Source organism: Nocardia sp. XZ_19_369, from assembly GCF_015355715.1.
GTDB lineage: Bacteria > Actinomycetota > Actinomycetes > Mycobacteriales > Mycobacteriaceae > Nocardia.
This window is the reverse complement of the sequence record NZ_JACVED010000017.1, coordinates 40,204-61,148: the sequence shown is the minus strand read 5'-3', so window position 1 is coordinate 61,148 and position 20,945 is coordinate 40,204. Positions and strand designations below refer to the sequence as shown.

17 protein-coding genes are annotated in these 20,945 nt (G+C 67.2%); 7 read left to right on the top strand and 10 right to left on the bottom strand.

Going from position 1 to position 20,945, the window contains the following annotated elements:
- Window positions 1-253: 253 nt before the first annotated feature.
- From IBX18_RS41235 to IBX18_RS41195, 9 genes are all read right to left on the bottom strand, one after another.
- Window positions 254-622, bottom strand: coding sequence for a metal-sulfur cluster assembly factor (locus IBX18_RS41235; protein WP_107657857.1), 369 nt, complete (start codon window positions 620-622; stop codon window positions 254-256).
- Complete coding sequence (gene sufU, locus IBX18_RS41230; RefSeq protein WP_194838847.1) at window positions 619-1,086, bottom strand: Fe-S cluster assembly sulfur transfer protein SufU; 468 nt, start codon at window positions 1,084-1,086, stop codon at window positions 619-621. Before sufU ends, IBX18_RS41235 begins: the two co-directional genes overlap by 4 nt.
- Window positions 1,087-1,089: 3 nt before the next feature.
- On the bottom strand, window positions 1,090-2,343 hold the full coding sequence (locus IBX18_RS41225) for a cysteine desulfurase (protein WP_194838846.1): 1,254 nt from the start codon (window positions 2,341-2,343) through the stop codon (window positions 1,090-1,092).
- Window position 2,344: 1 nt separating this feature from the next.
- Window positions 2,345-3,121 carry a Fe-S cluster assembly ATPase SufC gene (sufC, locus tag IBX18_RS41220; RefSeq protein WP_194838845.1) on the bottom strand — a complete coding sequence of 259 codons (777 nt, stop codon included), beginning with the start codon at window positions 3,119-3,121 and terminating at the stop codon, window positions 2,345-2,347.
- 36 nt (window positions 3,122-3,157) lie between these two features.
- A complete protein-coding gene (sufD, locus tag IBX18_RS41215; protein ID WP_194838844.1) occupies window positions 3,158-4,366 on the bottom strand; it encodes a Fe-S cluster assembly protein SufD in 1,209 nt (402 codons plus the stop codon).
- Complete coding sequence (gene sufB, locus IBX18_RS41210; protein WP_194838843.1) at window positions 4,366-5,802, bottom strand: Fe-S cluster assembly protein SufB; 1,437 nt, start codon at window positions 5,800-5,802, stop codon at window positions 4,366-4,368. The genes sufD and sufB overlap by 1 nt, the downstream gene beginning before the upstream one ends.
- Entirely contained in the window at window positions 5,799-6,602 is an 804-nt protein-coding gene (locus IBX18_RS41205) for a metalloregulator ArsR/SmtB family transcription factor (protein WP_194838842.1), read from the bottom strand. The genes sufB and IBX18_RS41205 overlap by 4 nt, the downstream gene beginning before the upstream one ends.
- A gap of 355 nt (window positions 6,603-6,957) precedes the next feature.
- Entirely contained in the window at window positions 6,958-7,977 is a 1,020-nt protein-coding gene (locus IBX18_RS41200; protein ID WP_194838841.1) for a zinc-binding dehydrogenase, read from the bottom strand.
- A 27-nt stretch (window positions 7,978-8,004) separates the two neighbouring features.
- On the bottom strand, window positions 8,005-8,757 hold the full coding sequence (locus IBX18_RS41195; RefSeq protein ID WP_194838840.1) for a TetR/AcrR family transcriptional regulator: 753 nt from the start codon (window positions 8,755-8,757) through the stop codon (window positions 8,005-8,007).
- A 105-nt stretch (window positions 8,758-8,862) separates the two neighbouring features.
- Between IBX18_RS41195 and mptB the strand changes: the two genes are divergently transcribed.
- The 3 genes from mptB to IBX18_RS41180 are packed head-to-tail and all read left to right on the top strand — an operon-like array spanning window position 8,863 to window position 12,259.
- The gene (gene mptB, locus IBX18_RS41190) at window positions 8,863-10,545 is read left to right on the top strand and encodes a polyprenol phosphomannose-dependent alpha 1,6 mannosyltransferase MptB (RefSeq protein ID WP_135231971.1); all 1,683 of its coding nucleotides are present in this window, start codon (window positions 8,863-8,865) and stop codon (window positions 10,543-10,545) included.
- Window positions 10,542-11,471, top strand: a complete 930-nt coding sequence (locus IBX18_RS41185) for an ABC transporter ATP-binding protein (RefSeq protein ID WP_373889278.1) — start codon at window positions 10,542-10,544, stop codon at window positions 11,469-11,471. The genes mptB and IBX18_RS41185 overlap by 4 nt, the downstream gene beginning before the upstream one ends.
- The gene (locus tag IBX18_RS41180) at window positions 11,468-12,259 is read left to right on the top strand and encodes an ABC transporter permease (protein ID WP_194838839.1); all 792 of its coding nucleotides are present in this window, start codon (window positions 11,468-11,470) and stop codon (window positions 12,257-12,259) included. The genes IBX18_RS41185 and IBX18_RS41180 overlap by 4 nt, the downstream gene beginning before the upstream one ends.
- Here IBX18_RS41180 and IBX18_RS41175 read toward each other — a convergent pair.
- Window positions 12,241-12,624, bottom strand: a complete 384-nt coding sequence (locus IBX18_RS41175; RefSeq protein WP_194838838.1) for a hypothetical protein — start codon at window positions 12,622-12,624, stop codon at window positions 12,241-12,243. The genes IBX18_RS41180 and IBX18_RS41175 overlap by 19 nt on opposite strands.
- 230 nt (window positions 12,625-12,854) lie before the next feature.
- Between IBX18_RS41175 and IBX18_RS41170 the strand changes: the two genes are divergently transcribed.
- The 4 genes from IBX18_RS41170 (at window position 12,855) to IBX18_RS41155 (ending at window position 20,945) form a co-directional block, all read left to right on the top strand.
- Complete coding sequence (locus IBX18_RS41170) at window positions 12,855-13,817, top strand: heme A synthase (RefSeq protein ID WP_194838850.1); 963 nt, start codon at window positions 12,855-12,857, stop codon at window positions 13,815-13,817.
- 1,413 nt (window positions 13,818-15,230) lie between these two features.
- Window positions 15,231-16,415 carry a cytochrome P450 gene (locus IBX18_RS41165; protein ID WP_194838837.1) on the top strand — a complete coding sequence of 395 codons (1,185 nt, stop codon included), beginning with the start codon at window positions 15,231-15,233 and terminating at the stop codon, window positions 16,413-16,415.
- A gap of 1,267 nt (window positions 16,416-17,682) precedes the next feature.
- On the top strand, window positions 17,683-19,776 hold the full coding sequence (locus IBX18_RS41160) for an MMPL family transporter (RefSeq protein WP_306796640.1): 2,094 nt from the start codon (window positions 17,683-17,685) through the stop codon (window positions 19,774-19,776).
- A 2-nt stretch (window positions 19,777-19,778) separates the two neighbouring features.
- The gene (locus tag IBX18_RS41155; protein ID WP_194838835.1) at window positions 19,779-20,945 is read left to right on the top strand and encodes a sensor histidine kinase; all 1,167 of its coding nucleotides are present in this window, start codon (window positions 19,779-19,781) and stop codon (window positions 20,943-20,945) included.

Genomic DNA, 20,945 nt, shown 5'->3' with positions numbered 1-20,945 from the left:
ACCACCGCCGACGGCGGCAACGCCGACTCGGACGCATGACACCGGTCGAATTTGAGACAATCAATCAGCCCGCACTCGCGGCCTGAACCACCACACCCCGCGAGTCAACCGAACTCGGGGCAGTCCCAAGGGATGAATGATGGCGCTCTACGCGGAGATTCAGAGACGCCGCTACAACACGAAAACGGCCGCCTCGATGGCAGCCCTTGTTACCCAGGGTGCCTCGACTGGCGGCCGTTCGTAGTGCGTGCGGTCAGACAGTGAAACCGAGCGCACGAAGCTGTTCGCGCCCATCTTCGGTGATCTTGTCCGGCCCCCACGGCGGCATCCACACCCAGTTGATCTTGAGATCGTCGACGAGCCCGCTGCGGACCAGCGCGTTGCGGGACTGATCTTCGATGACGTCGGTGAGCGGGCAGGCGGCGGAGGTGAGGGTCATGTCGAGGATGGCGACCTCGTCCTGGACGGACAGGCCGTAGACCAAGCCGAGGTCGACCACGTTGATGCCGAGTTCGGGGTCGACGACGTCACGCATCGCCTCCTCGAGGTCCTCCAGGCGCTTGATGTCTTCGGCGGACAGCTCGACCTGTTCGGCTGTCTCGGTTGCCGGTGTGTCTGTCATAGCTGGTCCCCATTCTTGGACTCTTCTGCCGAGGTTATCCGGACCACCGCGTCTTTGAACGCCATCCACCCGAGCAATGCGCATTTGACCCGCGCGGGGTATTTGGAGACGCCGACGAAGGCGATGCCGTCGCCGATCATGTCCTCGTCACCCTCGATGGTGCCGCGGCTGGAGATCATCTCGTTGTAGGAGTCGACCACCTTCAGCGCCTGCTGCACGGGCAGGCCGATCACCTGGTCGGTGAGGACCGAGGTGGCGGCCTGGCTGATCGAGCAGCCCTGGCCGTCGTAGGAGACGTCGGCGATGTCGCCCTTGTCGTCGAGCTGGACGCGCAGGGTGACCTCGTCGCCGCAGGTCGGGTTCACGTGGTGCACTTCGGCACCGTACGGTTCCCGCAGCCCGCGGTGGTGCGGGTGCTTGTAGTGGTCCAGGATCACTTCCTGGTACATCTGCTCCATGCGCATGTCTTATGCAACTCCGAAGAAGCTCTGAGCCTTCCGCACGGCCGCGACCAGTGCGTCGACCTCGTCGAGGGTGTTGTAGGCGGCGAACGAGGCGCGGGCGGTGGCGGGCACGCCCAACCGGCGCATCAGCGGCCACGCGCAGTGGTGGCCGACCCGCACCGCGACACCTTCGTCATCGAGAATCTGCCCGACATCGTGGGCGTGGATGCCGTCCACCACGAACGACACCGCGCCACCGCGGTCCACGTTCTCGGTGGGTCCGACGATCCGCACGCCGTCGATCGCGCCCAGACCGGTCAAAGCGGCCTCGACCAACGCGTGTTCGTGGTCCGCGACCGCCTGCATGCCGAGCGCTTCGAGATACCGCACGGCGGCACCGAGCCCGACCACCTGCGAGGTCATCGGCACGCCCGCCTCGAACCGCTGCGGCGGCGCGGCGTAGGTGCTGCCCTCCATGGTGACGGTCTCGATCATCGAGCCACCGGTGATGAACGGCGGCGTCTCCGCGAGAATCGCGCGACGGCCGTACAGCACGCCGACACCGGACGGACCGAACATCTTGTGTCCGGAGAACGCGGCGAAATCGACGTCGAGCGCACGGAAGTCCACCGGCATGTGCGGCACCGACTGGCAGGCGTCGAGCACGGTCAGCGCACCAACTGCCTTGGCGCGGCGCACCATTTCGGCGACATCGGTGACGGCACCGGTCACGTTGGACTGGTGGGTGAACGCGACAACCTTTGTGGCGGGCGACAATTCGAGCGAATCGAGATCGATCCGGCCGTCGTCGGTCACGCCGTACCACTTCAGTGTCGCGCCGGTGCGACGCGCAAGCTCTTGCCACGGAACGAGATTCGCGTGGTGCTCGAGCTCGGTGATGACGATCTCGTCGCCCGGTCCGACGTGGTACGGGAACCGGTCGTCGGCGAACGAGTAGATCACCAGGTTCAGCGACTCGGTCGCGTTCTTGGTGAACACGATCTCGTCGGCGTCCACCCCGACGAACCGGCCGATGACGGCGCGCGCGTCCTCGTAGGCGTCGGTGGCCTCCTCGGCGAGCTGATGCGCGCCGCGGTGCACCGCCGAGTTGTGCGTGGTCAGGAACTCACGTTCCGCGTCGAGCACGGCGAGCGGTCGCTGCGAGGTGGCGCCGGAGTCCAGGTACACCAACGGTTTCCCGTCCCGAACCGTGCGGCTCAGGATCGGGAAGTCGGCCCGGATGCGGGCCACGTCGAGTGCGGGGACCGTGGCGGTCATATCAGGCTCCTGCAGTTGCAGACTGAGTGAAACGGACGTAGCCGTTGGCGTCGAGTTCGTCGGCGAGCTCCGAGCCGCCCTCGGCGACGATGCGGCCTGCCACGAAGACGTGCACGAATTCCGGCTGGATGTAGCGCAGGATGCGGGTGTAGTGCGTGATCAGCAGCACGCCACCGTTCTCGCGCTCCTTGTAGCGGTTCACGCCCTCGGAGACGATGCGCAGCGCGTCGACGTCCAGGCCGGAGTCGGTCTCGTCCAGGATGGCGATCTTCGGCTTGAGCAGGCCGAGCTGCAGGATCTCGTGCCGCTTCTTCTCGCCACCGGAGAAGCCTTCGTTGACGTTGCGCTCGGCGAAGGCCGGATCGATCTCCAGCTCGGCCATCGACTCCTTGACTTCCTTGACCCAGTGCCGCAGCTTGGGCGCCTCGCCGCGCACGGCGGTGGCGGCGGTCCGCAGGAAGTTGGAGGTGGAGACGCCGGGGACCTCGACCGGGTACTGCATGGCCAGGAACAGGCCGGCGCGGGCGCGCTCGTCGACCGACATCGCGAGGACGTCCTCGCCGTCGAGGGTGATCGAGCCGGAGGTCACCGTGTACTTGGGGTGACCGGCGATCGCGTACGACAGGGTCGACTTGCCGGAGCCGTTGGGGCCCATGATGGCGTGCGTCTCACCGGACTTGATGGTGAGGTTCACGCCCTTCAGGATCTTGATGGGCTCGCCGGCCGCGTCCGGGTTGGCGACCTCGACGTGCAGGTCCTTGATCTCCAGGGTGGTCATCGAATTCGAGTTCCTTTGCAGGGGTAAGTGATTGGTTCAGACGCCGACAGCGGCGAGCTCGGCCTCGATGGCCGACTCCAGCCGCTCCCGGATCTCCGGGACCGCGATCTTCTGGATGATCTCCTGGAAGAAGCCGCGCACCACCAGGCGTCGCGCCACGTCCTCCGGAATGCCACGGGCACGCAGGTAGAACAGCTGCTCGTCGTCGAAACGTCCGGTCGCCGAGGCATGTCCGGCGCCGGCGATCTCGCCGGTCTCGATCTCCAGGTTCGGCACCGAGTCGGCGCGGGCGCCGTCGGTGAGCACCAGGTTGCGGTTCACCTCGAAGGTGTCGGTGCCTTCGGCGGCGGCGCGGATCAGCACATCGCCGACCCACACGGTCCGCGCGTCACCCTTCGGGGAGTCCGGATCGCCCTGCAGCGCACCCTTGTACAGCACGTTCGACTTGCAGTTCGGCTGCGAGTGGTCGACCAGCAGCCGCTGCTCGAAGTGCTGCCCGGCATCGGCGAAATAGAGTCCGAGCAATTCGGCGTCGCCGCCGGGGCCCGCGTAGCGGACGGTTCCGGTGAGGCGAACCAGGTCGCCGCCGAGGGTGACGGCGATGTGCCGCAGCGTGGCGTCGCGGCCGAGCAGCGCGTGGTGCGCGGTGGCGTTCACCGTGTCGTCGGCCCAGTCCTGCACTGCGACGACGGTGAGCTTCGCGCTGTCACCGAGCACGAATTCCACGTTCTCGGCGTAGGTTCCGCTGCCGCGCTGGTCGATGACCACGGTGGCGGTGGCGAAGTTGCCGAGCCGGATCTGGAGGTGGCCGTAGGCGGTCTTGCCCTCGCCGGGGCCGGTGACCGTGACCACGACCGGTTCGGCGACCTCGGTCTCCGCGCCCACCGACACCACGGTGGCCGACTCGAAGCCCGAGTACGCCTGCGCCGCAACACGATCCGCGGGCGTGCCCGCGGTACCGAGGCGCGCGTCATCGCGGCCGACGGTCTCCACCTGGATGCCCTCGACCGAGCTGACCTCTACCGTGGCCTGCCCGTCACGCACAGCGGAACCGTCGTGCAGACCGCGCAACCGGCGCAGCGGCGTGAACCGCCACTCCTCGTCCCGGCCGGACGGGATCTCGAAGGCGTTCACATCGAACGAGGTGAACACCTCACCCTTGTTGATCGCGGCGCCCGCGCCGGGGTTCTGAATCGGCTTCGAGGGGTTCTCGCCCTCGACCGCGCCAATGACACCTGTCGCCATCAGCCGACGGCTCCTTCCATCTGCAGCTCGATGAGCCGGTTCAGTTCCAACGCGTATTCCATCGGCAGTTCCTTGGCGATGGGCTCGACGAAGCCGCGCACCACCATGGCCATCGCCTCGTCCTCGGTCATGCCGCGGCTCATCAGGTAGAACAGCTGGTCCTCGGAGACCTTCGAGACGGTCGCCTCGTGCCCCATCGTCACGTCGTCCTCGCGGATGTCGACGTAGGGGTAGGTGTCCGAGCGGCTGATCGTATCGACAAGCAGCGCATCGCATTTCACGGTCGACTTGGAGCCGTACGCGCCCTTGTTCACCTGAACCAGGCCGCGGTAGGAGGCCCGGCCACCGCCGCGCGCCACCGACTTGCTGATGATGTTCGAGGAGGTGTGCGGCGCCAGGTGCAGCATCTTCGCGCCGGTGTCCTGGTGCTGGCCCTCGCCGGCGAACGCCACCGAGAGCACCTCGCCACGGGCGTACTCGCCGGTCATCCAGACCGCCGGGTACTTCATGGTGACCTTGGAGCCGATGTTGCCGTCGACCCACTCCATGGTCGCGCCCGCCTCCGCCTTGGCCCGCTTGGTGACCAGGTTGTAGACGTTGTTCGACCAGTTCTGGATGGTGGTGTAGCGGCAGCGGCCGCCCTTCTTCACGATGATCTCGACCACCGCGGAGTGCAGCGAGTCGGACTTGTAGATCGGCGCGGTGCAGCCCTCGACGTAGTGCACGTAGGCGTTCTCGTCGACGATGATCAGGGTCCGCTCGAACTGGCCCATGTTCTCGGTATTGATCCGGAAGTAGGCCTGCAGCGGGATGTCGACGTGCACGCCCGGCGGCACGTAGATGAACGAGCCACCCGACCACACGGCGGTGTTCAGCGCGGAGAACTTATTGTCGCCCGCGGGGATCACCGAGCCGAAGTACTGCTGGAAGATCTCCGGGTGCTCCTTCAACGCCGTGTCGGTGTCGAGGAAGATGACGCCCTGCTTCTCCAGATCCTCACGGATGGAGTGGTAGACGACCTCGGACTCGTACTGCGCGGCGACACCGGAGACCAGGCGCTGCTTCTCCGCCTCCGGGATGCCGAGCCTGTCGTAGGTGTTCTTGATGTCCTCGGGCAGGTCGTCCCAGGTGGCTGCCTGCTTCTCGCTGGAGCGCACGAAGTACTTGATGTTGTCGAAGTCGATGCCGTCGAGGTTGGAACCCCAGTTCGGCATGGGCTTGCGATCGAAGATGCGCAGGGCCTTGAGGCGGATGTCGAGCATCCAGTCCGGCTCACTCTTCTTGGCCGAGATGTCGCGGACAACCGCCTCGGACAGGCCTCGTTGCGCGCTGGCTCCGGCCACATCCGAATCGGCCCAGCCGTAGCCGTATTTACCCAGTGACGCGATGGTCTCTTCCTGAGTGAGCGGCTGCACCTGGTCGGTGGTTGTCGTCATTCGGCACTCCTTCCGGAGTCGTTCGTTCGAAGTGCTGCGGGCTGTGCAGCGGTTTCTGGTGAAGTTTTCTTGGTGATCGGCAGTACGAGCAGCGGCACGTGCGTGGTGCACGCGCAGTCGCCGTTGGCGATGGTGGCCAGGCGCTGCACGTGGGTGCCGAGCAGGTCACGGAACGCCTCGAGTTCCGCCTCGCACAACTGCGGGAATTCCTCCGCGACGTGCGCGACCGGGCAGTGATGCTGGCAGATCTGCACGCCGGTGCCCACTTTGCGGGTGGAGGCAGCGAAACCGGCGTCGGTGAACGCGTCCGCGATCTCCTCGGCCTTGGCCTCGGTGCCCTGCGGCGTGTGCTCCTCGACCGGTGCGATCCCGGCCACGATAGTCCTGGCCCGTTTCCTGGCGAACTCGGTGATGGCCTGTTCGCCGCCGATCTCGCCGAGCTGGCGGATGGCCGCGCCTGCCAGGTCGTCGTAGGCGTGACCCAGTTGGCCACGACCAGCGGCGGTGAGCTGGTACTGCTTGGCGGGACGGCCGCGACCCTTCTGCTGCCACGGCGCGGACCGGCTGGCCCGAGCCTGACCGGAGTCGATCAGGGCGTCGAGGTGGCGCCGCACCCCGGCCGGGGCGAGCCCCAGCGTCGTTCCGATGGCCGTCGCGGTGATCGGACCCTCCGCCAGCAGCAGCTGAACGATGGCCGCGCGGGTGTGCCCCTCCGCGACGGTCGTGGACGCAGCAGACGACCCGGTGCCGGCCTTTCGACCAGCCCTTTCGTCTTCGCTCCGCAAACCCACGGTTTTCACAACATCAGTGTGGCGGAATTCGTTCCCTAAATCTAATAAGGGTGCCCTGAGTTCTCGGGCCTCGTGACCTGCGTAGACCGCTGATACGGGGTGCCGAAGAGCGAGATGGGCGGTGCCGTGATGTTGCGAATCGAGCTCACCGCACGCCCATATTTAAGCTGAGTCTTCACACGGCCGCTCGCATGGCCTCTGACCTGCGAAATCACCGCGGACTCCGCAGACGCCGCAGCATGCGAGCAGTTCGCCTGCCACGGACCGACTACCCGCGCGACGGACGCTCCGATGATCTTCTCGGCACGCATTCGGTCCAGTGCGTTACATCACATCTGTCGATCCGACTATCCCGCCGGACCCCTCAGCGGACAACGACGAGCTTCATAGGCGTCTCCACCAGAGCCTCCACCGCCTCGTCCCAGTTTGCTGTCCGGGTGGTAACCAGCGACGGATCGAACCGCCCCGCGGCCACCAGCTCCAATACCTCGGGGATGACGGGACGGGCGTGCGCGCAACCGGTGTGGAACGTGCAGCAGCGCGAATACATGTCGAAAACAGGCAGCGATACGTCGGTCAGCTGGACGCTGACGCTGGTGCACCAGCCGTCGTAGGTGGTGGCGTCGATCGCGGCGCGCAGCGCCTTGGCACCGCCCGCGGATTCGACCGTGATCGGGAACCGGCCGACGCGGGCATCGCGCGGACCTTCGATCGCCTCGGCCCCCAACGCCTTCGCGATCTCCAGCCGCTCGACGGAGTTGTCCAGGTAGACGACCCGGGACGCGTTCAGCGCGACCGCCAGTCCTGCGGCATACAGGCCGATGGATGGCGCCGCAGAGCCGCCGATCACCAGCACCTCGGCCCCGGGATGGTCGGCGAGCTGCGGGCCGACCGCCCGATAGCCGTCCGGAATGTTGTCGCTCGCACTGGCGACGGCGACCGGATCGACCCCCGGCGGCAGCGGAACGAGCATGGCGTCCGCGTGCGGAATCAGCGTGAGATCGGCCCAGAACCCACCCCAGTCCAGGCCGCCGAGCGGGCCGAGACCGAAGGTGGACAACGGTGGATGGCTCGTGCAATTACCGGTGCGCCCGCGCAGGCAGGCAGCGCAGGTGCCGCAAGAGATTTGGAACGGCACCACCACTCGGTCGCCCACCGCGACGGACCGCACGTCGTCCCCGATCGCGACCACCTCGGCGACCCCTTCGTGCCCAAACGGGTACGGACCCGGCAGCGGGAAGGTGCCGCGTAGCACGGCCGGATCAATATCGCAGGTGGCCAGGGCGATCGGGCGAACCAGCGCCTGATCCGGATGCGTGAGCACGGGTTCCGGGTGCTCTTCCCAGCGCAGCTCGCCGGGACCGGTCAACATCAGACGCTGCATTCCTCGAGTGTGGATAGAACGTTCTTTCTAGTCAATGCCCGACCCGGGATTTTGTTGGTCGGCAACAACTTCCGGAATATTTTCGGTAGATGCCGCGGCCGCGGCCACCACGCTCGCGTCGACGTCGGGTTGCGCGGGCTCCACCGCGGGCATGCACGCGTCGATATCCGACGAGCCCGTGCCCGTCGATCCCGTGGTCGCGTTCGGCAGCCCCGCCTCGGTGAACGTCACCCGGATCAGCCGTTCCATCGCCACCGCGACCGTGCGCAGCGGGGCGTCCGAGCGCCGCACCCTGGCCAGCATGGTTGCGCCCTCGTAGGCGGCGACCACCGTGGTGGCCAGCTCCCCCGCGTCCTGAGCGGACAGCCCCAATTCGGCGAGCATGCTTGCGAACGCCTGCTCCATCGCGTCGAAGGCCGCGGCGCAGGCGGCGCGGATCGCCTCGACGTCGCTGGCACCGTCCAGCGCGGGGGTGCCGATCGGGCAGCCGTCGTCCCAGTCCGAGCCGGCCAACTTGCCGACCATGAAGTCGAACAGGGTTGCCGTGGTGGCGAAGACATCGGTCGGCGCCTGCCGGATCATCCGCCCGGCCGCCGTGCCCGTTCCGGTGATCGCGGCTACCGCGATCTCCTCCTTGCCACCCGGAAAGTGGTGGTAGATAGAGCCGTACGGCAATCCTGCCGCCTCGCTCAACGCCTTGAGACCGAACCCGTGATACCCGTGCTGTGCGAGCAGCCCGCACGCGGCCAGCTCGATCCGCCGCCTGGACTCCGAAACCATATGTCCGATTGTGCCCTCGGTCGGCGACCCTTCCGATCGGAACGAGCAGGCCCGTCCCGGGCTGTGACAGGACTGTGCCGGGGCGCGCACACTACGCTTCGTCTCGTGGCGGTACTGGAGGGCGCGCGGCGCAGAACACTGGCATTCGGGCGCCGAGCACTCGGGTTGGACGCACCGGCCGCCGATCACACGATCGCGGTCCTGCACCAGGACGAATCCGAGGTGCCCGGGCTCGATCGCAAAGAGCTGGTCCAGCTCGACCGAATCCGGCTGATGGGCGCGACCGGGACAGTGCTGATGGCGATCAGCGCGCTCGGCATCGGCGCGCAACCGGTGCATCAGAACCCGACCTCGGGCGTCCGGGTGCTCGGTATCTTCGCCCGCGCGCACACCGGCTCGCTCGCCATGTGCATGACCGGCACGGTCGTGGTGGTGCTCGCCTGGCTGCTGCTCGGCCGGTTCGCGGTCGGCGGCTTCGGCGGCGCGCCACGCCACCGGCTCAGCCGCTCCCAGCTCGACCGCACGCTGCTGGTCTGGATCATTCCGCTCAGCGTCGCGCCGCCGCTGTTCAGCAACGACGTGTATTCCTATCTGGCGCAGAGCGAGATCGCGGCCCGCGGCATCGACCCCTATCAGGAGGGACCGGTCGACGGGCTCGGCATCGACAACGTGCTGACCAACAACGTGCCGACCATCTGGCAGAAAACACCGGCACCCTACGGTCCGCTGTTCCTATGGATAGGTCGCGGCATCGCCGAACTCACCGGCGACAACATCATTTTGGGTGTCTGGGTGCATCGCGCGCTGGCGATCGCGGGCGTCGCGCTGATCGTGTGGGCACTGCCGCGGTTGTCCCAGCGCTGCGGGGTCGCGCCGGTCAGCGCGCTGTGGCTCGGCGCGGCCAACCCGCTGGTGCTGTTCCATCTGGTCGGTGGCGTGCACAACGACGCGCTGATGCTCGGTCTGATGCTGGCGGGCATGGAGCTGTGCCTGCGCGCGATCGAGGACATCCATCCGTTCGACGGACGGGCCTACGCGTGGTTGATCGGCGGGGCCATCCTCATATCGCTGTCGTCGGCGGTCAAACTCACCTCGATTATCGCGCTCGGTTTCGTCGGTATGGCGCTGGCCCGCCGGTGGGGGTTCAGTCTGCGCACCGTCGCCGTGTCCGCCGCACTACTCGGTGCGATCGCGCTCAGCACAACGCTTTTCATCGGTTCGGTGAGCGGGCTGGGCTTCGGGTGGATACACACCCTGAATGTCGCCAATGCGGTGCGCAGCTGGATGTCGGTGCCGACCGTGCTCGGCATCATCACCGGATTCGGCGGTGTGCTGCTCGGACTCGGCGACCACACCACCGCGCTGCTCAGCATCACCCGGCCGATCGCCGCGGTGGTCGCCGGCTTCCTCGCCCTGCGCATGCTCGTCGCGACCGGCATCGGACGGCTGCACGCGGTCGGCGCCCTCGGTGTCGCGCTGGGCGCCATCGTGCTGCTGTTCCCGGTGGTCCAACCCTGGTACCTGCTGTGGGCGATCGTGCCGCTGGCCGCCTGGGCCACCCGGCCCATCTTCCGCGTTCCCGCCGTGACGTTCTCGGCGATCGTCAGCGTCATCCTGATGCCGCGCGGCGCCGACCTGGAGGTCTTCCAGATCGTCGGTGCCGCCATCGCCACCGTGATCGTCGCCGTGCTGTTCATCGTGATCACCCGTAACAAACTGCCGTGGCGTGGCCAGGAGGGGGTGTCGGCTCCGTCACAGGTGGCTACCTCTTACGGTGTGACATCGTGACCCCAACCGGACTGGCCGTTCGCGTCGAGGGTGTCGTCAAGCGATACGACGAGACCACGGCGGTCGACGGTTTGAGCTTCGATGTCGAACGAGCGCAGGTGCTCGCGCTGCTCGGTCCGAACGGGGCGGGCAAAACCACCACGGTCGAAATGTGCGAGGGGTTCGTGACTCCCGACGCCGGGTCGGTGCGGGTGCTCGGCCTTGATCCGATCGCCGATTCCGATCGGCTGCGGCCACGCATCGGGGTCATGTTGCAGGGCGGCGGCGCTTATCCGGGCGCGAAGGCGGGCGAGATGCTCGATCTGGTCGCCGCCTACTCCGCCGATCCACTGGATCCGGACTGGTTGCTGCGCACGCTCGGCCTGCAGGACAACCGCGGTACGCCCTACCGCAGGCTCTCCGGTGGCCAGCAGCAGCGGCTCGCGCTGGCGTGTGCGCTGGTCGGCAAGCCGGAGATCGTGTTCCTGGACGAACCCACCGCCGGGCTGGACGCGCAGGCGCGGCTCATCGTGTGGGAGCTGATCGACGCGTTGCGCCGCGACGGCGTGACCGTGCTGCTCACCACGCACCTGATGGACGAGGCCGAACAGCTCGCCGACCAGCTGGTGATCATCGACCACGGCCGGATCGTCGCCTCCGGCACGCCCGCCGAGGTGACCGCGCACGGCGCCGCCGGGCAGCTACGCTTCTGTGCCCCACCGAAACTCGATCTGGAGCTACTGAAATCGGCGCTACCGGAAGGTTTCTCGCCACGGGAGACCACGCCGGGCACGTATCTGGTGGAGGGCGAGATCAATCCGCAGGTGCTCGCCACGGTGACCGCGTGGTGTGCGCGAGTGAACGTGCTGGCCACCGATATTCGGATCGATCAGCGCAGGCTCGAAGACGTCTTCCTGGAACTCACCGGACGGGAGCTACGCGGATGACTCAGCCCGACCTGACCGCCAACCGCTTCACCCCGGGCACCTTCGCCCCAGACCCGCGGCCGAGCTCGCGCGTCGCGATGATGATCGCGCAGACGCGGCTCGAGCTGATCCTGTTGCTGCGCAACGGGGAACAGCTGCTGCTCACCATGTTCATCCCGATCACGCTGCTGGTCGGCCTGAGCCTGCTGCCGTTCGGCGATCTCGGCGACGACCGGGTGGACAAGATCGTGCCCGCGGTGATGATGGTGGCGGTCATGTCGACAGCGTTCACCGGGCAGGCCATCGCCGTCGGCTTCGACCGCCGCTACGGCGCGCTGAAGCGGCTCGGCGCCACCGCACTCCCCCGCTGGGGCATCATCGCCGGCAAGAGCGCAGCGGTGCTCATCGTCGTTGTGCTGCAGGCGATCCTGCTCGGCGCCATCGGTTTCGCGCTCGGCTGGCGGCCCGAGCCGGCCGGGCTCGCGCTGGGCGCGCTCGTGATCGCGCTCGGCACCGCTACTTTCGCGGCGATGGGACTGCTGCTCGGTGGCACGTTGAAGGCGGAAGTCGTGCTGGCGCTGGCGAACATCCTGTGGTTCGTCATGCTCGGCATCGCCAGCGTGGTGTTCGCGTCCGATGATCTGCCCGCCGCGGTGAATGTGCTTGCCCGCCTTGTGCCGTCGGGCGCGCTGGCGGTCGGTCTGGAGGATGCGATGCGCAGCACCGTCGACTGGTTCGGTATTGCCGTGCTCGCCGTGTGGGGTGCGGTCTCCGGCGTCCTCGCCGCGCGCTACTTCCGGTTCCAGTAGACCGGTGCCGTACGCGCCGTGCTCACCGCGGTCCCCGGCATCCTCGCCACCGCTACTTCCGGCTCCAATAGACCGGTGCCGCACGCGCCGTGCTCGCCGCGCAGGGCTCGGTCTCCGGCATCCTCGCCACCCGCTACCGCCGGTTCCGGTAGACCGCTGCCGCACGCGCCGTGCTCGCCGCGTGGGGCGCGGTCTCCGGCATCCCCGCCGCGCGCTACCGCCGGTTCCAGTAGACCGCTACCGCACGCGCCGTGCTCACCGCGTGGGGCACAGTCTTTGGCGTCCTCGCCGCGCGCTACTTCCGGTTCCAGTAGACCCGCTCGAACTGCGCACCGCGCCGCGGAGCTGCCGACTGCGCTTGCCATCCGGCACCGCCCACACCCCAGCGGCTTAGTTGCGGACGGCATCTCGACCCCAGCGGCTTCCGAGCTGCGTCCAACAACTCGACCCCACCGACTTCGGAACTGCGTACAACAACTCGACCCCACCAGCCTCCGAGCTGCGTACGGCATCTCATGCATCGCCGACGCCCCACGGGGTATCGCCGACCCGTACCAACGACAGCGTGTAGTTGACCGTGCTCTACCATCGTGACGTGCTGTATCGCGCCTTTCTGCGACTCGTCGACAAGCTGCCGCTGCCCTCGCTGCGGGTGCAGCGCATCATCGCTATCGCGGTGATCCTCTCGCAGGCGGGCATCGCGGTCACCGGGGCCGTCGTCCGGGTCACCGCCTCCGGTCTCGGCTGCCCGACCTGGCCGCAATGCTTCCCCGGCAGCTTCACCCCGATCGGCGTCTCCGAGGTGCCGGTGCTGCACCAGACCGTCGAGTTCGGCAACCGCCTGCTCACCTTCGTCGTCTCGCTGTGCGCCGCACTGATCGTGCTCGCGGTGACCCGCGCCCGGCGCCGCAACGACGTCCTGCTCTACGCATGGCTGATGCCCGGCGGCACGCTGCTGCAAGGCATCATCGGCGGCATCACCGTGCGCACCGGCCTGCTCTGGTGGACCGTCGCGGTGCACCTGCTGGCATCGATGCTCATGGTCTGGCTGGCCGTGGTGCTCTACGCGAAGATCAACGAACCCGACGACGGCATAGAGGTCGTGCGCGCACCCGCTCCCCTGCGCTGGCTCACCGGTCTCAGCGCTGTCGCATTGAGCGGCGTGCTGATCGCCGGAACCCTGGTGACTGCCGCCGGACCGCACGCGGGCGACAAGAGTATCGAGCGTCCGGTCGCACGGCTGGAGGTGGAGATCGTCACCCTGGTGCACCTGCATTCCCAGCTGCTCGTCGGGTACCTGGCCCTGCTGGTCGGTTTGGCGTTCGGCCTGTTCGCGGTCGGCATCACCCCGCCGGTCCGCAAACGCGTACTCGTACTCCTCGCGATCGTCTGCTCACAGGCCTTAGTCGGCGTCGTCCAATACTTCACCGACGTCCCCGCAGCCCTAGTCGTCATCCACGTCGGCGGAGCAGGCGCCTGCGTAGCCGCCACCGCCGCCCTCTGGGCCTCCCTGCGCACCAGGGAAGAAGTCGAAACCCCCACCCCCGAACCCGCCTGATCCGCATCCAGCAAATTCCACACCCACTCACGGGGCGTGGCCATCGATCAGATCCGGCGATGCCGACCTACCGCATCGCCGGCCAAAGCCGGCCCTTCGTCAGGTAGTCCATCTCAGAGTGGTTGCGGGCCATGGGGAACCTCCGTGACCTCACGCCACTCGCATCTGTGCCTCACCTTGGCCCAGCCCTGCGCGGGCGAGCAGCAGCACGACCCGCAATCGCGTGCCGACGGCAGGCGAGATAGACCGCCACATACTCGACCAATGCGACCATGCCGACAACCTTGGCGGCGGTCCGAGTTCTCGGCGTTTGCACGGACCAGTGCGGCTTCGATGAGCTCGCCGGGTTGGGCGTGACCGCCGGGCAGAATGCCCATTACTTGCCGCGTTCGAGTGCCACGAGTAGACGGACACCGTCGCAAATGACTGCGCGGGCGATGATTTCGGTTGTAGCGGCGTTCATCTGGGCGACGAGGCAGTCGCGCTGATTGCCGCTGCGGCCGGAGCGGTCGTGGTGGCGACAACGCATTGACACCGTGCTGTCGATCGCACTCGGCCCGCTGGCCGACGTCCGCGACGTCCGCAGTCCGGCATTCTTGATGGCCGGCCAGACCGGCCCCATCATCCGGCCGTGGCTGGTCTAGTCCTTCTACGACGCCGCCACCCAGATATCGGCGATCTACGGCGAGATGCGGAGGTAGGACATCTCGCCCTAGTGCCCCAGTAGAACCCGCCGACCGCTCCCCTGCGGTTCCTCCGCCGCGCCGAAGCAGCCTCCCCGTAACGAAGTGCGCGCGCACCATCTGCTCGACCGTTGCCCAGCCGTTGCCCGGCCGTTTGCCCGGCCGGCGGTCGACTCTCCGGAGCCCGCAGCTGTTCCGGCTCGGCGGTGCCGCCGCCGTCATCAGCGCCCGATCGTTGTCGCACTGTGTGGCACACGGTCTCGGGCGGGCAGGCACAGGCGTCCGACGACACCGGCTGCGATGAACTACAGTGACCGACGATTCGGGCTGCGGACGTTGCTCGAGATTAGTATGCTCGGACGTGCTCCATCGAAACATGCTGTAGTCGAACATATTTGGATGTACCGGTCGGTTTGCTTTGCGCGCCGAGCGGCAATGGGCGAACGACCAGGGAGGCGCAACGTGTCACGGTCACGCCGAACAGATCGATCCCTGAACTTCCTGCGGTTTCGCCTGCTATCTGTGCGCTGACCCTGTCTCTGCTGCCATGCCGGTCCAGCGTAGGCAGTCGAGGCATGACGACCTTGCTGCTGTGCAGATCTACGTCAGCCGATATTTTCCGAGGAGTAACTGTCATGGTCATGTTGTCTGCTCCGGCACGACCGACGACCGAGCAAGCTTGCCCGCTAGGCGATCTGCTGACGGCGCCGCCCTCCGATGAGTCTCGCGCGTGACGCTCCATACGCCGGAGTTCGCGGCGGATCCGCACAGCGCCTATCAAGCCATGCGCGACCATCACGGCCCACTGGTTCCGTTGGAACTGGCGCCCGGGGTCCCCGCGACGTTGATTATCGGCTACCGGGAAGCGTTGCAAGTGTTGAGCGACCCGCTGCATTTTCCGGCCGACCCGCGGGCATGGCAGTCCGGTCGCGCATCGAGTTGTCCGGTGTTGCCCACCATGGGGTGGCGCCCCGGCGCGCCGCAAACCACCGATCCGGAGTACGCGCGAAACCGCAGTGCTACCACGGATTGTCTGAACCAGGTCGATCTGTACACGCTGCGTGCCACGGTCGAACGCATCGCGTCGAAGCGGATCGACAGTTTCTGCGAGGCCGGCTCGGCCGACCTGCTCAATCAATACGCCATTCCGCTGACCGTCGAGGTACTCCACGAGGTGCTGGGATTCGGGCCCGACAGCGGCCGGAGGGCGTTCTCAGGCCTGATCGCATTGCGCAACGCCGCAGATGCGGCGTCCGCGCAACAGGGCGATGAGATGTTGACCGCGGCGATCGCGGAGACGGTGGCCGCGAAGCAGGTCGCGCCGGGCGCAGACGTCATATCGTGGCTGCTCCAACACGGCGCGGGTGCGGACGAGAAGGCGCTGGTAGATCAGGTAGCCACGCTGTATGTGACGGGCACTGAACCGACCTGGAATCTGATCGCGAACACAGTACTGCTGCTGGCAAGCGATGACCGGTTCGGCGGCGAATTACTCGGCGGCGCCTTGTCCATCAGAGACGCGATCGACGAGGTGCTCTTCACCGACCCGCCGGTAGCGAACTCGTGTTTCAGCTATCCGCGCCAACCGCAGATCGTCGGAAACACCTGGCTGCCGGTGGATCAACCGGTCCTCATCAGCCTGGCCGCCTGCAACGCCGACCCCGCCGCAGCGGACGGTGACCGCACGGGCAACCGCTCGCACCTGTCCTGGGGCGCGGGCGCGCATTCGTGCCCGGCCCAGTCGGTGGCGATGGTCATCGCACAGGAAGCGCTTGACCAGTTGCTCGATGCGCTACCGGAGGTCCGGTTAGCCGTACCGGAAACCCAGTTACATTGGCGCACAGGCGGTTTCCACCGCGCGCTGGCCGCTCTTCCCGTGCGGTTTCCGCCGTCCCCACCACTGAACCTCGGCTGAGGCACCACCGAAGAGAAGGTTCGCTGAGCCGGCGCCAGGCGGCTCAGCGAGTCGATCTACCGCGAAAGCAGTCGCTGTCCAACGGCTTTCAACTGATCCGGGCGACTACCCTCACAGCGGCAACGGCGCAGTAGGCGGAAACACCACCCGCAACGCGGTCAACGCTCGATGGAAGGGGCCGGGGCGCTACACGAGCTCCTCTTTGGCGACCGCCAGCGCCAACTCCGGCAGTACGTCCTGGATTTGAGACCTCCCGGGCGAGCAGCAGTCCGTATGGGCGAGCGTGCGCAGGGCAGGCATACGGGCCCGTGCTGAACGCCAGATTCCAGATGATGATCGGCTGACGAGGATAGGGGATGCAGTAGCTCACCATGGGCTGGCCGTGGTAGCCACGAGATTCGGTCGCGGTTCGACACTAGCGACCAGCGCCAGCGCGGTCCGCAGCACCGCGTCGAAAGCTCCGCGACGGAACAGCATGCAGCACCCGGAGATCCAGCCCACATCACTCACCGACGTCACCGGGTTGCCGAAGTAAGCACGCGTGGCCGGGTTACCAGGCCACGCCGAACCAAGCACGGCATGAGCAATTCCGATACCGCCAGCACCCACCGGATTCGGTGCCGGCGTTACACCTGATGCTCCCCGCCCACTTCCGCACTCAATGCAGACGAATCCTCTTCAGTTGGCTGCCCGGTCAAGCGATCTATCCACCTCGTGCGATCCGCATCCGACCCATCTCGGCCGGACACCGCCGGCCTATCCGCGCCAGCCCGCCACAGCCGACCATCGTCCCATCCAAGACGGTCGGCGCGAGCCAGTCCACTTTTCCTGCACAGCAACATATTCGGCGTAGCTCAGCACTCCCCCGACACGGACCAGGTTGCTGCCCGAGCTTTTATCGTCTGGAGGCGGGAGGCTCTCCCCTCCGGAGCCCGAATCCGCCTCCAGACGTTCTTGCGAACCTCTCCGAGTTGCTTGGTAACACCAGACGATCCAGCCCGCCTTAAGGTCGCCGGCGAACCAGCGTGAGGCGCACATGGCGGGATACCAATCGCCGCCGTCCTGGGTGTACGCCGGGACGACCGCCGACATGCGCGGTCGCACCCGCTGGTGTCCACCGATCGGTGGACACCGAGTTCGACCGGTCGAGGCTGTCGGCGACGACAGGTGACCGAGCAGGATTCGGGGCATGCGAAATCGCTTGGTAGCCATAGCTGGTTGGAGTGCGCGTCGGCCGTGGCCCGCTATCGTCGGATGGTTTGTCTTCGTGGCGCTGTGCCTCGGGATCGGGGTGGGGATCGGCGGGAAACCCGCGGCGACCGAGGATTTCCGGATCGGTGAGGCGGGACGCGGGGAGGCCATAGCGGCCTCGGGGGGATTGCAGCAGCGGGCAGTGGAGCGGGTGCTGATCACCGACGACGGGATGCGGTTGGATGCGGCTGCCGAGAGCGCCGCGCGGGAGATCACCGACCGGATGCGGGCGCTGCCGGAGGTCGATTCTGTTGCCGTGCCGGTGTATTCGGCCGATGGGACGGCGTTGCGGGTCGACGTGACCATGGTGGGTGCGGAGCTTGATGGTGATCAGCATGTGGGCGCGTTGCGGGCACAGACCGAGGAGGTGGCGCGAGCGAATCCTGGGCTGCTGATCGAAGAGACGGGTGGCCCCTCGATCAGTAGTGGGGTCGACGCGTTGCGCGGCCGGGATCTGGCTCGTACCGAGATGATCGCGGTGCCGGTCACCTTGCTCACGCTGCTGGTGGTCTTCCGGTCGTTGGCGCTGGCGCTGGTGCCGTTGCTGCTGGCCGTCTCTTCTATCGTTGCCGCCATCGGGCTGGCGATGCCCGCGTCACATCTGTTCCCGGACAACGGAGTCGGCACCAATATCATCCTGCTCATCGGGCTGGCGGTCGGCGTCGACTACACGCTCTTCTACCTGAAGCGCGCACGGGAGGAGCGCGATCGCCCCGGCGCAGCGCTGGATTCGCGGGCGGTGGTGGCTGTGGCGGCCGCGACTTCGGGCCGGGCCGTGGTGGTGTCGGGGCTCGCCGTCGCGGCCTCCACCGCGACCCTGTACCTCGTCGATGACGTCATCTTCTCTTCTATTGCGACCGCCGCGATCCTGGTGACCCTGGTCTCGGTGGCCAGCTCGCTCACCGCGTTGCCCGCGCTGTTGACGGTACTCACCGATCGGGCCGAGCGCCGGGCCGCGCGCCGAGCGGCCGGGCATGCCGCACCGGTCCGCCGCACCTCGTCGCGCGGGCGGTTCACCGGGTTCGTGCTGCACAAGATCGCGGCGAGGCCCGCTGCCGCACTGGCTGTTTCGGTTCTCGCCATGCTCGCGCTCACCGCGCCGGTCCTCGGCCTCGAGCTCACCGATATGGGGCGCGAGACCCATCCGCGCACCATCCCGGCCATGCAGACCTTCGACCGGCTGAACGCCGCCTTCCCGGAACTGAAGTCGATGCACCAGGTCGTCGTCGCGGCGGATCCGGCACGGGCGAACGACGTCACCCACGCGCTGCGCGCCTTGGCCGAGCGGGCCGCGGACGATCCGGCGATGATGCGGCCGGACGAGTCCCGCACCTCGGCCGACGGCCGGGTCACGCTGCTGGAACTGCGTGTCCCGCATCACGTCAGCGACGACGCGGCGCTGCGGTCACTCGAACGGGTTCGCGCGGACTACGTTCCTGCCACTATCGGCGTACTCCCGAACATCGACTACGCGGTAACCGGTGATGTGGCCCGCTACGCGGACTATCCGGCGCATCAGAAGCAAAAACTGCCGCTGGTCATCGCGGGATTGCTACTGGTGACCTTCGCGCTGACCGCCGCGGCCTTCCGTTCCATTGTCCTCGGCCTGGTCGGTGTGGTGCTGAACCTGCTCTCGGCGGGTGCCTCGCTCGGCCTGCTCACCTTGGTTTTTCAGCACACCTGGGCCGAGCGCCTGCTCGATTTCGATTCGACCGGCACGATCGGATCCCGAGTACCGTTGCTGCTCTTCGTCATCCTGTTCGGCCTGTCGATGGATTACCAGGTCTTCGTGCTGAGCCGGATCAAGGAAGCCGTGGACAACGGTGCACCGACCCGCCAGGCGGTGCTCGACGGTGTCGGCGGTTCGGCGGGCGTGGTCACCAGCGCCGCGTTCGTCATGGTGACGGTGTTCGCCAGTTTCGTTCCGCTGCACATCATGGAGATGAAGCAAATGGGCTTCGCGCTCGCGGTGGCCGTGCTGCTCGACGCCTTCGTCATCAGGATCGTGATTCTGCCCGCGCTGCTGCTCCTGCTGGGTGACCGAACCTGGTGGCCCGCACGCCCTGCCGTCACCACCGCGGGCCGCGTGCCGGTGAAAGTAGGCTCGTAGAAATGACCCAACGGCCGCGCACCGACGACCGGTTCCGGATACTGCGGCGGTGCTACCTCGGGTGCTGGGTGCTGTCCGGTCTATGGCCGCCGGTGGTCGCGGTGCACGACCGCATCGGCGTCGTCAAGTACGGGACGTGGGCGCTGATGGCCGTGCTCGCCGTGAGTTACCTGATCCTGCTGGCGTTTCCCAGCAATCCCCGGGTGCGGTCGAGCGACTTCCTCGGCCTGCTCGTCCTGGTGCTCGGCGCGACGGCCATCCTGCTCGAGGGCGGCGCGGCGTTCTTCATCGTGTCGCTGCCGATGTTCTGGCTCTACACCGCGACCCCGCGGCAGGCGATCGGTTACATCGGTGCGGGCGCGGTGGCCACGCTGATCGGGACGGTCGCGGGGACGCGATTCTCGCCGGGCAATGCCGTTTTCACCCTGATCGGCCTGGTCGGCGGCGTGCTTTTCGGGCTGTGGATGGATCGCGTGATCAAACGGGGTGACGAACGCGCCCACCTGCTGGGCATCGAACTGGAACGTACGCAATCGGAACTGGCCGCGGCGCACCAACGCCAAGGCGCGGCCGAGGAGCGCGAACGGCTCGCACGTGAAATCCACGACACGCTCGCCCAAGGCTTCGCGTCCATCATCGTGCTGGCGGAGGCGGCCCGGTGCGGCATGGCGACCGATCCGGTGACGAGCGCCAAACAGTTGCTGTCGATCGAGCGCACGGCCCGCGAGAACCTCACGGAGGCGAGAGTTCTCGTCGGCGCAGCTCCGTCGGCCGGTGGCGCGACCGAGCGGATCGCGCAGTTGCTGCGGCGGATCCTGGATCGGTGTGCCGAGGACACGGGGCTGACCGTGCATGCGGAGTTGGCCGATATCGAGTGCGACCAGCCCACCCGGATCGCTCTGCTGCGCTGCACTCAGGAATCGCTGGCGAATGTGCGCAAGCACGCGGGGGCCAGCACAGCGACCGTCGTCCTGACTCGCGGTCCATTCGACGTGGAACTCGAAATCACCGATGACGGAATCGGATTCACCCCACACGAAGCCCGCGGATTCGGCCTCGAAGGTATGCGCAACCGCCTCACCGAACTCGGCGGCGAACTCACCGTGACGAGTGCACCCGGCGAGGGCACCCGCATCTTCGCATCCCTACCGCCGAACGATCGGAACTGA

What these genes read in the sequence shown, in the direction of transcription:
- sufC (WP_194838845.1), bottom strand. Translation starts at nt 3,121, where the DNA reads ATGACCACCCTGGAGATCAAGGACCTGCACGTCGAGGTCGCCAACCCG.
- IBX18_RS41175 (WP_194838838.1), bottom strand. Translation starts at nt 12,624, where the DNA reads ATGGCAAGCGCAGTCGGCAGCTCCGCGGCGCGGTGCGCAGTTCGAGCG.
- sufU (WP_194838847.1), bottom strand. Translation starts at nt 1,086, where the DNA reads ATGCGCATGGAGCAGATGTACCAGGAAGTGATCCTGGACCACTACAAG.
- IBX18_RS41155 (WP_194838835.1), top strand. Translation starts at nt 19,779, where the DNA reads ATGACCCAACGGCCGCGCACCGACGACCGGTTCCGGATACTGCGGCGG.
- IBX18_RS41225 (WP_194838846.1), bottom strand. Translation starts at nt 2,343, where the DNA reads ATGACCGCCACGGTCCCCGCACTCGACGTGGCCCGCATCCGGGCCGAC.
- IBX18_RS41200 (WP_194838841.1), bottom strand. Translation starts at nt 7,977, where the DNA reads ATGCAGCGTCTGATGTTGACCGGTCCCGGCGAGCTGCGCTGGGAAGAG.
- sufD (WP_194838844.1), bottom strand. Translation starts at nt 4,366, where the DNA reads ATGGCGACAGGTGTCATTGGCGCGGTCGAGGGCGAGAACCCCTCGAAG.
- IBX18_RS41180 (WP_194838839.1), top strand. Translation starts at nt 11,468, where the DNA reads ATGACTCAGCCCGACCTGACCGCCAACCGCTTCACCCCGGGCACCTTC.
- IBX18_RS41235 (WP_107657857.1), bottom strand. Translation starts at nt 622, where the DNA reads ATGACAGACACACCGGCAACCGAGACAGCCGAACAGGTCGAGCTGTCC.
- sufB (WP_194838843.1), bottom strand. Translation starts at nt 5,802, where the DNA reads ATGACGACAACCACCGACCAGGTGCAGCCGCTCACTCAGGAAGAGACC.
- IBX18_RS41195 (WP_194838840.1), bottom strand. Translation starts at nt 8,757, where the DNA reads ATGGTTTCGGAGTCCAGGCGGCGGATCGAGCTGGCCGCGTGCGGGCTG.